This is a genomic window from Hymenobacter sp. HD11105 (assembly GCF_054051685.1).
The window spans coordinates 681,485-696,483 of record NZ_JBSWBR010000001.1 but is presented as its reverse complement, the minus strand read 5'-3'; the positions used below and the strand labels follow the sequence as shown (position 1 = coordinate 696,483).

Genomic DNA, 14,999 nt, shown 5'->3' with positions numbered 1-14,999 from the left:
TCATTTTAAGAATACAAACTTTTGTTAGTGCAGGTTTTTGTGCAAGAATCTTTTTTTCGTCCTTACGGGTAGTACGTAGGGCATTTTACGGGGACTACGTAGCTAAAGCTCGACGCTAATGTTGATAAAATTTACAAAAATTAAAACTCACTTCAAAATTGTAAGCGGCCCAGCACCAACCCCAGCACTAGTAATCCGTAGCCGGCGCAAATAGCTACTTCCAACACATTGCCCGTAGCCGAGCCCGTAGAAATGAGCGGCAGCTTCAAACTGGTATCGGAGAAGGGCAGGAACCAGCGCACGCCCTGCTTCGTAAGCGAATCGGCGAGCAGGTGGGATAGGTAGCCAGCCCCGGCAAAGTGAGCTACTCCGTGCCAGCCCAACGACTTATTTGCCAGGTAGCCAATGTAGGTCCAGAGGAAAGTGGCCCAAATGGTATGCGTCCAAGAACGGTGGCTGGTGAAGGGCGCTACGGCCACAAAAATGCCGAGCAAGCTCAGCCACAGAAACTCAAAATACAAGCCGCCCAGCACCGTGAGCACGCCGGTAAACAGCAAGGCCAGTTTCCGCACCGAGCCACCCTCCATAGCCAAGCCCAGCAAACCAAAAGCCAGCGCAGCCGTGAAACCCATGCGCCGGTCGGGGCCGATGGGCAACAGAAAGTGAGTATAGGCGGCCAAACCGGCGCCAGCGGCGGCAAAGGCCCAGCGCACGTAATTGTGGGAGAAGCCCAGCCGTTTGCTTAGGCGGCTTTCGGGGTGGTCGAGGTCGGGGGCTAGGGAGGAGAAGCCAGCGAGGGCAATACCAGCGGGTGAAAAGGGAATACCGGGCACCAAACCGGCAATGGCCACGCCCGTAATCAGGCCGATGGCCAGGTGAGAAGAACCGCGCACTTATATAAAATTTAACAGAACAGAAGCCGAATATACCGGCGCGGGCGTCAGCTTTGGTGCGGGGGGCTTTTTTAAAATACATTTTTCAAAAAGTAGCCTTATTTGCCCCCCAATGAACATCCGCTGCCTCGCCGGAAACTTTCGTCCCCTGGCAGCGGTATTGCCTAACACGCAGTAGCCCGACCGGAAAACCATCCGGCCGGGCTTCTACCTTTGCCTCCCTCCTAGCCTTCTCTGTCTTTTGAAAGTCACCGACTTCCTCCAGTTATACCGCCTCGATCCCACTGTGATGACCGTGGCGGCCCGCCTGAATCCGGCCACCGCCCGGTCGTTGCGCGCTACGGGTGAGCCCGCGCCCGATGGGCCAACGCGCATCCATCTGCGCGGCCTGGTCGGTAGCCAGGATGCTGTGCTGGCCGCGGCTGCGCACACGCTGTATCCTGAGCAGCACCATTTATATGTGCTGCACGATAAAGATGAGGCCAGCTACTTCCTGGCCGATTTGCAGCATTTGCTGCCCGAGGCTGATCCGCTCATCTTCCCTAGCTCTTACAAGCGGCCTTATCAGTTCGATGAGACGGAAAACGCCAATGTGCTGATGCGAGCCGAGGTCCTCAACCGCCTCAGCAGCAGCCGCAGTGGCGCGGCCGTGGGCGCTAATGGCAAGGCCTCGAAAGCGGAAGTGCGCGGCGAGTTGATCGTAACCTATCCGGAAGCGCTGTTTGAGAAAGTTATCAACAAGAAAAGCTTAGTTGCCAACACTTTTCTGGTGAAAGTGGGTGAGAAGCTGGATGTCAACTTTATCAGCGAGATGCTGTCGGAGTACGACTTTGAGCGGACCGACTTTGTGTATGAGGCCGGCCAGTTTGCCGTGCGTGGCGGTATCGTGGACATTTTCAGCTACGCCAATGAGCTGCCGTATCGGATAGAGCTGTTTGGGGATGAGGTCGAGACCATTCGGACGTTTAATCCGGAGACTCAGCTGTCGGTGGAGCAGAAGCCGCAGGTGAGCATTATCCCGAATGTGCAAACCAAGCTGTTGCAGGAAACCCGGGAGGCTTTTCTGGACTTTATGCCGCGCAATACGGCGCTGTGGATAAAGGACGTGCGCCAGACCATCGATATTGTAGGCGAGTCGTTTGAGAAGGCCGATCAGGGGTTTCAGGAGATGCTGCAATCGGCGGGCGGTATGCAGATTGTGAGCCGGCCGGAGGATTTGTTTGAATCGGGGAAGTCGTTTAAGAAGCTGCTGGAGAACTTTGCCGTTGTGGAGTTTGGCAAGCGCTTTAGCTTTAAGAATGCCGAGGACTTTCAGTTTTCGGCCCGGCCTCAGCCCAGCTTTAATAAGGACTTTGAGCGCCTGGTAAAAAACCTGCGCGAAAATCAGCAGAAGGGCTTTACCTGCATTATTGCGGCCGACTCGGTGCGGCAGGCCGACCGGCTACGCACCATCTTTGACGAGCTTGATAATAACGTAACCTTCCAGCACATGCTGCTGGCTTTGCGCGAGGGCTTCATCGATGAAGTGCTTAATCTGACCGTGTATACCGACCACCAGCTGTTTGAGCGGTTTTATCGGGCCCAGGAAGCGCGTAAGTTTTCCAAGAAAAAGGCGCTTACGCTCAAGGAGCTGCGCACACTTTCGCCCGGCGACTACGTGACCCACCAGGACTACGGCATCGCGCGCTTTGCGGGCCTTACCCAAGTGGAGATAAACGGGCACTTGCAGGAGGCCATCCGGCTGGTGTACCGCGACGACGACGTGCTGACCGTGAGTATTCACGCCCTGCACAAGATCGCCAAGTACTCGGGGGCCGAGGGCACGCCGCCGACTATGAGCAAGCTGGGCTCGCCGGAGTGGGAAAACAAGAAGAAGTCGGTAAAGAAGAAGGTAAAGGACATTGCCGCCGAGTTGATCCGGCTGTACGCCAAGCGCAAAACGGCCCCCGGCCACGCCTTTGCCAAGGACAGCTTTATGCAGGCTGAGCTGGAATCGAGCTTTATTTATGAAGACACGCCCGACCAGGCCAAGGCCACCGAGGACGTGAAGCGTGACATGGAAGTGCCCCACCCTATGGACCGCCTCATTTGCGGCGACGTGGGCTTTGGCAAAACCGAAATAGCCATTCGGGCCGTGTTTAAGGCCGTGGCCGATGGCAAGCAGGCGGCCGTGCTGGTGCCAACCACCATTCTGGCCATGCAGCACTACAAAACCTTCCGCGAGCGGCTCGCCAACCTGCCCGTGACGGTGGAGTACGTGAACCGCTTCAAGACCACCAAGCAGATAAAAGAAACCCTGGCCCGCGTGGCCGAGGGCAAAACCGATATTCTCATCGGTACGCACCGGCTCACCAATAAGGACATCAAGTTCAAGGACCTGGGCCTGCTGGTGATTGACGAAGAGCAGAAGTTTGGGGTAAAAACCAAGGACAAGCTAAAGGAGCTGAAGGTGAACGTGGATACGCTCACGCTCTCGGCGACGCCCATTCCGCGCACCCTGCACTTCTCGCTGATGGGCGCCCGCGACCTGAGCGTGATTGCCACGCCGCCGCCCAACCGCCAGCCCGTACAAACGGAGCTGCACGTGTTCGATGAGCTGCTGATCAGAGACGCGGTAGCCCGCGAAATCAAGCGTGGGGGGCAAATTTTCCTGGTGCACAACCGCGTGAAGGACATTGAGGAAATGGCGGCCATGGTGCTGCGCCTCGTGCCCGACGCCCGCATCACCTACATACACGGGCAGATGGAGGGCGACTTGCTGGAGAAGCGCATGATGAAGTTTATCGACGGCGAATACGACGTGCTGGTGAGCACCAACCTCATCGAGTCGGGCCTGGATATTCCCAATGCCAACACCATTATTATCAACCGCGCTCACCTCTTTGGCCTGAGCGACCTGCACCAGATGCGGGGCCGCGTGGGGCGCTCCAACAAGAAGGCGTTCTGCTACCTGCTCACGCCGCCCGTAGCTACCCTGCCCTCCGACGCCCGCAAGCGCCTGAGCACGCTGGAAGAATTCTCGGACCTGGGCGCGGGCTTCAACGTGGCCATGCGCGACCTCGACATTCGCGGGGCCGGCAACCTGCTGGGGGGCGAGCAGAGCGGCTTTATCAATGATCTGGGCTTCGAGACTTACCACCAGATCCTCGACGACGCGGTGACGGAGCTGAAGGAAACCGAGTTCCGCGACCTGTTTTTGGGCGACACCACCGGCCGCCTCCAGGAAGCGGCCGGCACCAAAGGCCCCAAGGAGTGCAACATCGAGACGGACCTGCAAATCCTGATTCCGGATAGCTACGTGAGCAGCGTATCGGAGCGCTTGCAGCTCTACTCCAAGCTGGATAGGGTGAAAAGCCCCGAGGAGCTGCGCAAAATCGTGGTCGGCATCGTGGACCGCTTTGGCCCCCTACCGCCCGAAGTAGAGCAGCTGGCCGACATCGTGCGCCTGCGCTGGCAGGCTTGCCACGTGGGTTTCGAGAAGCTGACGCTGAAGAAGAATCTGCTGAAAGGCTACATCTCGGCCACCGACAACGAAGCTTACTTCCAGGGCGAAACTTTCGGCAACATCGTCAGCTACGTGCAAACCCACACCCGCACCGCCTCCATGAAGGAGCGCAAGGAACAGCTCATCGTCAGCATCGAGGAGGTGAAAAGCGTGCAGGCTGCCAAACGGATTCTGAGCGAGTTGGGGAGTGAGGAGAAGGTAGGAGTTTAAGCTACCAGAGGTAGCACATCTTCTACTTTGCCTTTAAATTTTTTGTTTTTCGCAACATATATCTACGCATTGAGTATAATATATCTGCCGCTTTAGTTCAGCTGGATAGAACGCAAGATTGCTAATCTTGATGTGGAGGGTTCGAGTCCCTCAAGTGATTTCTCAACCTATTAGGTTATTAAATATAAAAAAAGCCTACCAATAATGGTAGGCTTTTTTGTTTTTTTAGATTGGTGGTTTTTTTATGTTATTATTAATCTGGTGCTATAACCCAAACCTTAATTATTTATAAAATCATGATTTAACTATAAAGATTTATATCAACTACTTGCTACTAAAAGTAGCTAAAAGTAATTGATATATTATCGCTTACTTATTTAAATAATTCACTCATGTCCATGCAACAGTGATCCTTAAACAATGCAGGTAGCGTGCAACAATCAGTACCTATTAGTGAGCATATATTAGGAATTTTCTTGAACACTTTTCCATCATTTTCTGCGATAGTTTCTTCTGTTACTACAACTGGATTATTAACCTTAACCTTCATAGCATACAGAATAATTTTTGCATCAGTGTTATTAACATATGAGTTCTTTTGACTGTCAAATTCTGCAGCGTCAAGACCTTTGAGTGTTATAATATTTTTATTACAAAACTCATTTTCAAGCCGATTGAAAAATTTTCTATCAGGCAAGATCTCATCTGTTTTAACAATCAATTTAGGCTTTGCACTAATAAAGTCTAACTTCTCCAGTATAATGCCTTTCGATTGAAACCTAGACTCATATGCAACTTTATCAATAATTACAAGTTCCCCTGATTCATAAAGAGCCTGTATTGATTTTTTAAGTTTGTTATTAATATCAAAAGGCAAATAATATCTTACTATTGCCAACAATGATGATGTATCAATTATGGCAGTCATATAAGATATTTATCAAGTTTATTAGGATTTATATTAAGCTTCCTGCAAAATTCACTTTCGTTAATTAATCCGTTATACAACGCTCCTTGAAGCGTTCTCAAGTACAAAGGCGAGATAATTGGTTTAGGAGTTTGCCCACCAAGCTTCTTGCCTGCATCTAACGCCTTTTGTTTCTCGATTTCACGCTCTTGTTTTAAAGCTAGTTCGTAGGCTTTAAATTTCTGTTGGATTTCGTTACTTATATTAATATAATTCGCTGATGAAATAATTCCCTTTATTAAAAACCTAGTGTATAAAGCTAGTTCACTTAAATGCGTATTCTGAGAAATCTCATCTACCAAGCCATGGTGATAGTCATTACTAGAGTTAGCTCCACTTAAGTTATTTATTACGTTTTTATAGTTTCCAATGAGAAAGTAGAACGCAAAATTATTACACCAATTTTCTATCTCATTTGAATCATCATAATGGAAACTTTTATTAACTAATACAGCTTCGCTATTTACGTTTCCATCAATCTCCTCTTCATTTAATAAGTAGTGACCCAATTCATGAGCTAATGTAAAAATCTCCCGCCTAAATGCTTTCTGATTTCGCTTTAAAACAATAACATTAGGCGCAAGAAAAAGTCCATTTATATTTGCTTTTTCCTTTTTGTTATGAGTTTCAACAAATTCAAAAACAAGAATATTAAATTCAGCTAATTTAGAGATAAAGTTTTTCAAAAATGTTCTTTTATCATTATCAAACTCAGGATATAAATAATCTTTTAATTTTTCGGCTACATCCTCTGGCTTATCGTTTAATTTATAAACAGGAACCTGCCTTTTTAACTTAAAATCAGCAAGTTTAGCTAAGGCCGTAAACGATATTTTATCTTCTTCAAATTTATTTACAATCTGTTTTGCACCAAGAGTCAAGGAAGCATTAAAATTATCCTTTCTAAAGAAAATACTTTCCTCTGTAGATTTTGCTGGATCCTTTGGATCTATATAATATGCTAATCCCTTATTAAAAACCTGATCTATCTTCTTTAATAAGCTTACTTTTATTTCATCAGAGAAAACTTCTTGTTCAGTAATTAATTTTTTTCTTTTTTCATTCAATTTTTGCAAAACATCTTCCTTTGTCACTCTATAGAGTGACATCAAATGATTTAACCTATTGATATTTAATTCTACTGTTTCCAACGTGATTTAAGAGTAACTAAGTAGTAGAGCTATTTAATGACAAACCGACTTTTCAGTATCTATAAATAGATTTATTATTCACTAATATGCTCGAAGGTTTTTAACGCTCTAAGCTGTTTATCTGACTTCCTCCTTCTTTCTGCAATGATAGGTAAAATAAGTACTAGTAATGTTAAAGTACTTTCTGACAGGTAAAACATTCTCTCTTTAGACGATCTACCAATATACCTAATACGGTCTTCACCGTTTTGTTGCTCAGTTTTGTCCGTCTTCTTTGGAACAGTTAGCCGAATTCATACTGTACCCAATCATAAGTGCTTATTGATTGTGAATAGCTTCCGGGGTGATCTAGTTCCCTGCAGCAAAAGCTGCCGGCCCTGCGTAACTTCGGTTTCGGGGGCTTCGGTCGCCTCCGCCCCCGGTTGCAGCCCCCAGCGTAGCGTCGCGATGCCCCTCCCTCCGATTGAACCCGCCGTAGCGGCGCTCCTCCAGCAACTCAGCGCCCCCGATGCCCTGCCGCCCACGGTGGCGGGCCTGCCACCCCGCCTGCTCTCCATCCACGACCACCGCCTGAGCGAAGAGGAAGCGGCCAGCGCCAGCATCAGCTTCCCCACCCTCGCCTCCCTCCAGGACTACCGCTTCTACCGCAGCGAAGAAGACAAATTCATCACGCTGCTGGCCGCCCTCTTCCGCACCACCGAGGTCGTGAGCTACCAATTGCCCCCCAGCGCCCCTGCCCAGCCCCTGGAAACCTGGCCCCACCTGATTGCGCTTACCACCGCGGGCCTGCGGGAACAGCAGCCGTTTGTGTTCTATATCCGCCGCTACCACCTGCTCCTGGCCAGCGCCCCCGCCCTGACGGTATCCGTGTATTTCCTGGAGCCCCGGCACGAGGCGGCGTTTGGGGAGCTGGCGCGAGCGTATGGTCTGTATCTGGTGTAGCGGCCCGAAAAAGCCCCCCAGATGCTGGTAGCGTGGCGGCGTCTTGGGCTTTTGGCCGCACCAGCCTGCACCCATTTTGGGCGCTGGTTTTACGTCTAACTTATTTTATAAATCAGCGGCTTACAATCCCACGAAAAGGGGTTGATTTGTAGTGAAAATTATATCCACATTCACCCCATTTTTGTTGTCTTATGCCTTTAGCTACCCGTATCAGCGCTTATCTGTTTTTACTCCTGGCCCTGCTTGGGTGCGGCGAGAAGGAAGATGAACCTGCGCCGCCCAAAGTACCGGCTACCAACTCTATTACCCTTGTCACGATGACGCCCGCCGCTGGCGCGAAAGTCTCTAGGGAGTCTACTATCTCGGCCACTGTCGATTACACCCTAGCCGATGATGAGGCTTCCCCGTTGGGCTACCGCGTGGCTATCCTGTTCCAATCGACTGTCAGCGGGTCCACCTTCGCAGTTAACTCAAACTTGGTTGACCAAGGCTCAATGGTTGTAACTGATAAAAAAGGGACCGTAAAGATATCGTATCCCATAGCCTCTACATGGGACGCTTCCGGAGCGCGGCAACTCCAGCACCCAGTTACCTGCTACTTCTTCCTACAGCGCATGACTGCACCAGGTCAGTCTACCGTAATTGCCAGAACTCCGGCGCTTACGTTTACAGAGTAAGTTATTACACAAAAAAGCCCCCCAGAGCAGCTCTGGGGGGCTTTTTTGTGTAACACAAACTGCTTAGTCTGATGCTGAGTGACGTTTACTACTTAGCAAGCGCCGCATTGGCGTCCAGGCGGCCGCCGGTTACGCATTTGCCAGCCAGTGAAGCCGTTGGTACCGCGCTGCTCAGCAAAGCATTCTTGATTTGCGCAGCCGTGGCGCCTGCGTGGGTCGAAGCATAGAGGGCCGCAGCACCGGCTACGTGCGGCGTAGCCATAGACGTACCATTGTATGAAGAGTACGTGCTGAAAGCCGTGCTCGACCAGATACCGGAGCCAGGAGCGCCAATGTCAACGGTGGTAGCGCCGAAGTTGGAGAAGCCTGACTTTGCACCCGTGGAGGTGATGGCGGCTACGGCAATCACGTTGGCCTGGGGCAGGTTGGAGGGGAAGCTGGCTACGGCGTCGTTGTTATCGCCTACGCCGTCGCTGCCACCATTGCCGGCCGCTGCGATGAAGAGAATATTGCGGGCATTGGCGCGGTCAACAGCGTCGGAGAGGGCTTGCGAGAAGCCACCGCCACCCCAGGAGTTGTTGCTGGCCACAATGTTCAGGTTGTGGCGGGTTTTCAGGTCATTCAAGTAATCCACAGCCTTTACAGCGTTGGCCGTAGTGCCACCCTGGCGACCCAAGAATTTGCAGGAAATCATGGTGATGTTCCAGTTCACACCAGCTACCCCGGCGCTGTTGTTGGCTTTGGCGCCAATAGTGCCCGCTACGTGGGTGCCGTGGTCGTCGTAGGCGCCGCGCGTGCCGCCGTCGTACACACCGTTGTTATTACCGTCGAAATCCCAGCCGTTCACGTCGTCTATGTAGCCGTTGCCGTCGTTATCCACGCCATCCGCTGGATCGAAAGGGTTAACCCACATCTGGCCGGCCAGATCGGGATGGTTAACCTGCACGCCTTCGTCAATAATACCGACGATTACAGTTTTAGAACCAGTTATGCCTCTGCCCCACGCCGTAGAAGCTTGGCTACCGTAAATATTACCATGCATACCCCACAGTGAGTTGTTAGCCACATAGGTATCATTAGTAGCGGTGTGCTGATAAATGTAGTTCGGCTCAGCAAACTCAATCTCGAGTCCGCCTCTCATCTTGCTCATGGCTTCCAAGGCTTGCAGCGGTGTGTGCACCACCATCAGGCCTTCCTTCTCACCAGCTCTCTCCATAGCCTTGGTCAGAATTTTCTCTGACACTTTTCCGCCGATACGCGCCAGCGCATTCGCCTTCGCCTCGGCCGACAAACCAGGCTTAAACTTCACTAGCAGCTCATTAGCTACATATTCTCTACCCGACTCGCCTTGGGCATCGGCCGACTGGCTTTGCGCGGTAGGATCTTCCTGAATTTTGTCGAGGCTGTTTTCGCAGCTGCTCAATACAAACGCTGATAGTACGCCAGCCGCGAACAACGACTTAGCGGGCAGTGAGAAGTGGTTTAGTTTCATGAAAGAGGGTTTGGGTGGTGTGGAAAATAAGGTGGCGAAAGCCAACTCAAAGTCTGGAATGACGATTCATCCAAAACTTCAGTTGGCTTCCTTGAGTACCAAGTTTTATAAAAAATGTAATACTAAAAAGGAAACTTATGGCAAATCAGTGACATAGCCCCTTGTAGCATCTTACTTATTGTATATGACTGTCTACCAGCACATACGATGGATTATAAATAAACTTAGATTATATTAACCAAGCATTAAAGCGCATAAATTGTGACATATGATAAGTAATATATAAGCGAATGGAGCGTGTTTTGGTTGGCAGAGAATATTTTAGTCATAATCGTGGCTGCGGCTACGCCAGATATAAAGGCTGAGCGCAGAGGAAACCTGGCCAAATTGCTCCCCAGCCTACTTTACCACCTTAGCGTCGTGCACTATTTTGCCGCCAATGAGGGTCAGCACGCTGGTTGTTTTGGGTAGTTCGGGGGGAGGCACGGCAAAAATATCCTGAGACAGCACAGCCAAGTCGGCTAGCTTGCCTACGCTCAAGGTGCCCTTGTCTTTTTCCGCAAACTCCGCGTAAGCCGAGCCGGCGGTGTACGCCTGCACGGCCTGCTGGCTGGTAATAGCCTCCGCCGGATTAGCCGGGTCGATGACGGCAAACATGATATTCAGAAACGGATTCATCGGTCCGTCGGAGCCCAGGGCCACGGGTATGCCCGCCGCCAGCAACGACCGGAGCGGCTGCATCTGGGTGCCCCAGCGCGGCGCAAATACAGCTGGCTCGGAGAAGTGCGTCGGGTTCTGCACCACCACTACGCCCAGACGCTTGGCTCGCGGTATCAGGTCGCCGATTACACCGTCGCCGTGCTCGATGCGCACGCGCTGCGTCGGCCAGCTCGTCTTTTTATTGGCATCGAGGGCATTGAACACTACTTCGGCAGCCCGGTCGCCGGCGCAGTGAAAGAGCATGGGCTGCTTGAAATCGAGGCCTTCCTGCACCATTTTAGCTACTTCGGCTTCCTTAAAGTTCAGCTCGCCCTTCCAGCCGGGCTGGTCGCGGTAGTCAGTGCGCAGGGCGGCGCTCCGCTCGTAGGGTGTACCATCGAGCACCCACTTCAGGCCGCTTACCTGCACGCGGGGGTTAGTTTTGAGTTGACTTAGTTGCCGTAAGGCGGTTGTTTCGCGGCCCTGCTCGGTGGTGAGGGGAAAAGGTCGGGCATGTATTCGCACCGGCAGCTGAGCCTGCGTAAGCAGCCGCACAAACCGCGCAATGGGCATGGTGGAAAACAGCTGAATAGACGTGATGCCGTAGCCAGCAGCCTCCGCCGACAGCGCCCGCAGGGCTCGAATGGCGGCGGTGTCAGGGACCTGCTCAGCCAAAATCAGGTTGGGGCGCCACTCCGCGTACTCATGCATGCGCCCATTGAGTTGGCGGGTGCCAGCTACGCGCTCAAATTTGCCCCCCAGCGGGTCGGGCTGCTCGGGGTCGAGTTGCAAAAGGGGTAACGCCTTGCTATTAATAATATGTCCGTGACCGTAGTAGGCGCCGAGCAGCACCGGATGATTGGGCGCCAGCGCATCGAGAGCGGCGCGGGTTACCTGCGGGTCTAGCACCACGGTGTGGCCCACGGTACCGAGAATCCAAGTGCCAGCCGGAGCCTTCTGCGCGGCCGCCCGGACGGCGTCGGCCGTTTCGGCCCAGGTGGGCTCCATGCTGGTGAAGGCTAGCCGTACGAGGCCAGTTGGCACGGGGTCGAAGTGATTGTGGGCATCGTTGAAGCCCGGCGTGACAACTCGGCCCTGCAAGTCGAGGCGGCGCGTTTTGGGGCCTGCTAGCTTACTTACTTCGGCTACGGTGCCCACCGCTATAATTCGCTCCCCCCGAATGGCTAGAGCTTCGGCCGCGGGCCGCGCTGGGTCGGCGGTAAAGAACTTGCCGTTCAGCAATACCATATCCGCCGGCCCCGACTGGGCTAGCGCCCGCAGTGTTAGTCCTAGACCCAGCCCAAGTATGAGTAGAACGTGCTTCATCGGGTAGCTCCTCCAGCAGCTATAGAAGTCGCACTGTTGCGGCTCCTTTATAGTAAGTTAAATATTTTGCAGCATATATATTCAAACTACTAACACCACCTGAACTATAGATGGTTGCCTCGGTGTCAGATAGTTGGGGGGCTTTTTCCGAGTTTTTGTATATTGAACTGCTTCGTGCTTTGCGTAACGGCCTTATCGATTATCTCTATTTCTAACCGTGATGTATTCTAAAAAAACCGCTGAGCTACACTTGTATCTAATAGCCGGGTGCTTATTTGTCGCCGACTTTCTGCCGAGGTGGCATAAGCTGTGGTTCGTAACCGAGACTGGCAACTTCAGTACTAGCGCCTTTGTAAGCCTGTTGCTGGTGGTAGCGTTATTTAAGCGTTGGCGCCATGCGTTCGGACTTATGGTTGTTTGGTTGATCGTACGCTTCTGCTTAAGCGCGTCTATTGTTTACCATAATATAGCCGATGAGGGCCCTATTCTAGGCCATCTGATCATCAACACCCTGAACCTAGCTGCCTTGGGTATTCTGTGCTGCTCCAGTGATATCAGGCGCTACCTGAATGATAAGCCGGCAAGCCTTGAGCAAGGGCAACAACCTCGTGTTTAGTTTTTGCCAGGTATTCAGCGATACTTGTCTTAGCAAACACACCTCCACCTAAATCAGAATGTTATTACTCCGCTATTGTCTCGCTTTTATTGCCTTAATCTTCACGTTTGCCGCCCACGGGCAAAGCAAGCTCAACCAACGACTAAAGCGCGAACTGGATAGCATAGGAGTTGAGGATCAGAAGTACCGGATAATACTTATGGCCCCAATGGTGAACGGCGCTTCACCAAAACTGGACTCGGTAGCGAAGGCAGCAATGATACCAGCGGATCAAGTAGGCGAATATGTGAGCCAGCGCATGGTGGCTATCGATTCGTTGAACATAAAGCGTATCGGCCAGCTTATTCGGCAAGTAGGCTACCCCGGCAAAAGCATGGTAGGAACGCCTACCAACGAAGTGGCGCTGGACGTAATTCAACACTCTACTCGCATTCCGCAGTACTTACCCTTGGTTAAAAAAGCCGCTAGCCAAGGCGAAATACCATTTTATCTCTACGCCCGTATGCTGGACCGCCAGCTGATGCACGAGGGCAAAGAGCAGCTTTACGGCACTCAAGGCTGCTCCTATGGCGTGCTAAATACGAAAACTGGGCAGCGAGAAACGGTTTCGTTTATTTGGCCCATTCAGGATGCGGCCCACGTGAATGAGCGCCGCAAAAAGGCCGGCTTCGACTCGACGGTGGAAGCTAATGCCAAGCGTCTCAACATAGAATACAAGCCAACGACTCTTGCGGAAGCTTACCGCATAGAGCAGGCCGCCAAAGCCTCGCAACCGTAGCGCTCCAAGCTTCGCGAGTGAAGCGCTACGGTTGCCCTCTCACTGAAAGTCAACTGTGTAGGCAGAACGATTACTTTTAAGTAAGAGCGGAAGCATTGTTTCTATTGACTCGCGCGCCTCCCTTACCTAAGTGCAGCGAACTATTTATCTAACCTGACCATGGTTAAGGCGCTCTACTCCGACGGTATTACGCTGCATCTGATCAACGAGGACAATCTAGTTGAGGTGTACGAGCTGTTTCAGGGCTTTCCCGACTCACGGGAGATGCTGGAAGAGATGTTTCGCAACTACCTGCCTCGCTACGAGCAAGGCCGCCGCACCAACTTCGGCTTCTACTCGCTGCTAGGCACGGAGCTAGCCGGCATGACCCTGCTGACGGTGGACAGTTGGGAGGAGCGCGCTGGCTCTACGGGCGCCGATGTATTCCAGCACATGCGCGGGCGCGGCATTACCCCGCGCAGCAAGCCCCACCTGTTTTATCTGGCCTTCGAGCTACTGGGCCTCAACCGCGTAGCTACCGGAATGCGGGTCTCTAACCTATCGTCGAAGCGCTCCATTGAGAAAACCCGGGGCTTTCAGTTCGAGGGTATCATGCGCGAGTCGGGCATCAACGACGCCGGCGAATTTGAAGACGAGTATCTATACGCCATTCTGCGCCGCGACTGGCTGGAGCTTTATGATAAGTCGCTGGTGAAGGTGGTAGAGTAGCGGGCAGCTCACCCCGTTTAGGCCGCTACCATTTTCTCCCGGTTGTACTTGCTGCGGTACTCGTTGGGCGAGAGTCCGGTAATTCGCTTAAAAGTGGCCCGAAAGGCTTTAGGGTCGGTGTAGCCAACGTTGTACATAACCTCAGTCACGTTTTCGCGCGAGGACTCCAGGCTGTTCTTCGCCACTTCCATCTTCACCCGCTGAATGTATTCGACTACCGAGTTGGCAGTGGCTTTTTTGAAGCGGCGCTCCAGGTTGCGGCGGCCAAGGGCTAGCATATCGGCCAGTTGATCGACAGTTATTTTCTCCTGGTAGTTATCCTCTATATAAGTCTGAGCTTTCTTGATGGGCTCATCGCCGTGCTCTTTTTGCCCATTGAAAATAACGAAAGCCGATTGGCTGACGCGTTCAATATCAATCTGGAACACCTTAGAGCAGATGATGGCAATGTCGCGGCCAGCGTACTTCTCGATGAGGTATAGCACCAGATTGAGGTAGGAAAATGCCCCCCCGCTCGAATAGATACCGTGCTCGTCGGTGATAAGCTTATCCTCGACCAACTCCACCTCCGGAAACATTTTCCTAAAATCATTAGCAGCCGCCCAGTGCGTGGTACACTGCCGACCCTTTACTAAGCCGGTGGAAGCCAGTAGGAAGGCCCCTACACACAAACTGGCCACCTCTGCTCCTGCTTTGTACTGCTCAATTATCCAGGGAATAAAATCGCGGTTCATTTCCAGAGCATGCCTTAAGTCTCCATCGAAGGCAGGAATTACCACTAGGTCCGTTTTGGCGATATCATGCACGCCCAGCTTGGTATACACCGAGTACATGCCGCCGCACATGGGGGTTTCGTCGGTGAGGCCAGCTAGCTGAATATCGAATAAGGGCGGTTTGCCCATGCGCTTGAGCAAGGAATTCACTTCCGTAAATACCAGACGCGGGCCTTCGATGCTGCCCAGAATAGCCCCCTTGGGAACCAGGATGGTGATGTGCTTCATAGGGTTGATGCTAACAAAACTACCTGTCGCAATT

At 51.9% G+C, this 14,999-nt stretch carries 11 protein-coding genes and 1 tRNA gene; 6 read left to right on the top strand and 6 right to left on the bottom strand.

The genetic code is table 11. The features are described from left to right. Positions 1–152: 152 nt before the first annotated feature. Positions 153–893: a metal-dependent hydrolase gene (locus tag ACW9KT_RS03165; RefSeq protein WP_457077938.1), complete on the bottom strand. Its 741-nt coding sequence runs from the start codon at positions 891–893 to the stop codon at positions 153–155. Positions 894–1,134: 241 nt separating this feature from the next. On the opposite strand from ACW9KT_RS03165, the gene mfd reads away from it, so the two are divergent. Both mfd and ACW9KT_RS03155 read left to right on the top strand, forming a co-directional pair. Then, positions 1,135–4,608, top strand: coding sequence for a transcription-repair coupling factor (gene mfd, locus ACW9KT_RS03160; RefSeq protein ID WP_457077937.1), 3,474 nt, complete (start codon positions 1,135–1,137; stop codon positions 4,606–4,608). A gap of 86 nt (positions 4,609–4,694) precedes the next feature. After that, positions 4,695–4,768 (top strand) — tRNA-Ser (locus tag ACW9KT_RS03155). Positions 4,769–4,981: 213 nt separating this feature from the next. Here the strand turns inward: ACW9KT_RS03155 and ACW9KT_RS03150 are convergent. Together ACW9KT_RS03150 and ACW9KT_RS03145 are read right to left on the bottom strand one after the other, a co-directional pair. Then, positions 4,982–5,536, bottom strand: coding sequence for a DUF4411 family protein (locus tag ACW9KT_RS03150; RefSeq protein ID WP_457077936.1), 555 nt, complete (start codon positions 5,534–5,536; stop codon positions 4,982–4,984). Further along, complete coding sequence (locus tag ACW9KT_RS03145; RefSeq protein WP_457077935.1) at positions 5,533–6,726, bottom strand: ImmA/IrrE family metallo-endopeptidase; 1,194 nt, start codon at positions 6,724–6,726, stop codon at positions 5,533–5,535. Before ACW9KT_RS03145 ends, ACW9KT_RS03150 begins: the two co-directional genes overlap by 4 nt. Positions 6,727–7,173: 447 nt before the next feature. Between ACW9KT_RS03145 and ACW9KT_RS03140 the strand changes: the two genes are divergently transcribed. After that, positions 7,174–7,668, top strand: a complete 495-nt coding sequence (locus ACW9KT_RS03140) for a hypothetical protein (protein ID WP_457077934.1) — start codon at positions 7,174–7,176, stop codon at positions 7,666–7,668. Positions 7,669–7,859: 191 nt separating this feature from the next. Next, positions 7,860–8,345 carry a hypothetical protein gene (locus ACW9KT_RS03135; protein ID WP_457077933.1) on the top strand — a complete coding sequence of 162 codons (486 nt, stop codon included), beginning with the start codon at positions 7,860–7,862 and terminating at the stop codon, positions 8,343–8,345. Positions 8,346–8,433: 88 nt separating this feature from the next. Here ACW9KT_RS03135 and ACW9KT_RS03130 read toward each other — a convergent pair whose 3' ends face one another. Then, positions 8,434–9,837 (bottom strand): S8 family peptidase, encoded by a 1,404-nt coding sequence (locus tag ACW9KT_RS03130; protein WP_457077932.1) that lies wholly within the window; start codon positions 9,835–9,837, stop codon positions 8,434–8,436. A 399-nt stretch (positions 9,838–10,236) separates the two neighbouring features. Continuing rightward, positions 10,237–11,862, bottom strand: coding sequence for an amidohydrolase (locus ACW9KT_RS03125; RefSeq protein WP_457077931.1), 1,626 nt, complete (start codon positions 11,860–11,862; stop codon positions 10,237–10,239). 674 nt (positions 11,863–12,536) lie between these two features. Between ACW9KT_RS03125 and ACW9KT_RS03120 the strand changes: the two genes are divergently transcribed. Continuing rightward, complete coding sequence (locus tag ACW9KT_RS03120; RefSeq protein WP_457077930.1) at positions 12,537–13,256, top strand: DUF6624 domain-containing protein; 720 nt, start codon at positions 12,537–12,539, stop codon at positions 13,254–13,256. Between the two features lie 159 nt (positions 13,257–13,415). Beyond that, positions 13,416–13,964 carry a GNAT family N-acetyltransferase gene (locus ACW9KT_RS03115; RefSeq protein WP_457077929.1) on the top strand — a complete coding sequence of 183 codons (549 nt, stop codon included), beginning with the start codon at positions 13,416–13,418 and terminating at the stop codon, positions 13,962–13,964. A 17-nt stretch (positions 13,965–13,981) separates the two neighbouring features. On the opposite strand, the gene ACW9KT_RS03110 is transcribed toward ACW9KT_RS03115, so the two are convergent. Beyond that, positions 13,982–14,965 carry a GlxA family transcriptional regulator gene (locus tag ACW9KT_RS03110; RefSeq protein WP_457077928.1) on the bottom strand — a complete coding sequence of 328 codons (984 nt, stop codon included), beginning with the start codon at positions 14,963–14,965 and terminating at the stop codon, positions 13,982–13,984. Between the last annotated feature and the right edge of the window lie 34 nt (positions 14,966–14,999).

What these genes read in the sequence shown, in the direction of transcription:
- ACW9KT_RS03110 (WP_457077928.1), bottom strand. Translation starts at nt 14,965, where the DNA reads ATGAAGCACATCACCATCCTGGTTCCCAAGGGGGCTATTCTGGGCAGC.
- ACW9KT_RS03125 (WP_457077931.1), bottom strand. Translation starts at nt 11,862, where the DNA reads ATGAAGCACGTTCTACTCATACTTGGGCTGGGTCTAGGACTAACACTG.
- ACW9KT_RS03140 (WP_457077934.1), top strand. Translation starts at nt 7,174, where the DNA reads ATGCCCCTCCCTCCGATTGAACCCGCCGTAGCGGCGCTCCTCCAGCAA.
- ACW9KT_RS03115 (WP_457077929.1), top strand. Translation starts at nt 13,416, where the DNA reads ATGGTTAAGGCGCTCTACTCCGACGGTATTACGCTGCATCTGATCAAC.
- ACW9KT_RS03135 (WP_457077933.1), top strand. Translation starts at nt 7,860, where the DNA reads ATGCCTTTAGCTACCCGTATCAGCGCTTATCTGTTTTTACTCCTGGCC.
- ACW9KT_RS03130 (WP_457077932.1), bottom strand. Translation starts at nt 9,837, where the DNA reads ATGAAACTAAACCACTTCTCACTGCCCGCTAAGTCGTTGTTCGCGGCT.
- ACW9KT_RS03120 (WP_457077930.1), top strand. Translation starts at nt 12,537, where the DNA reads ATGTTATTACTCCGCTATTGTCTCGCTTTTATTGCCTTAATCTTCACG.
- ACW9KT_RS03150 (WP_457077936.1), bottom strand. Translation starts at nt 5,536, where the DNA reads ATGACTGCCATAATTGATACATCATCATTGTTGGCAATAGTAAGATAT.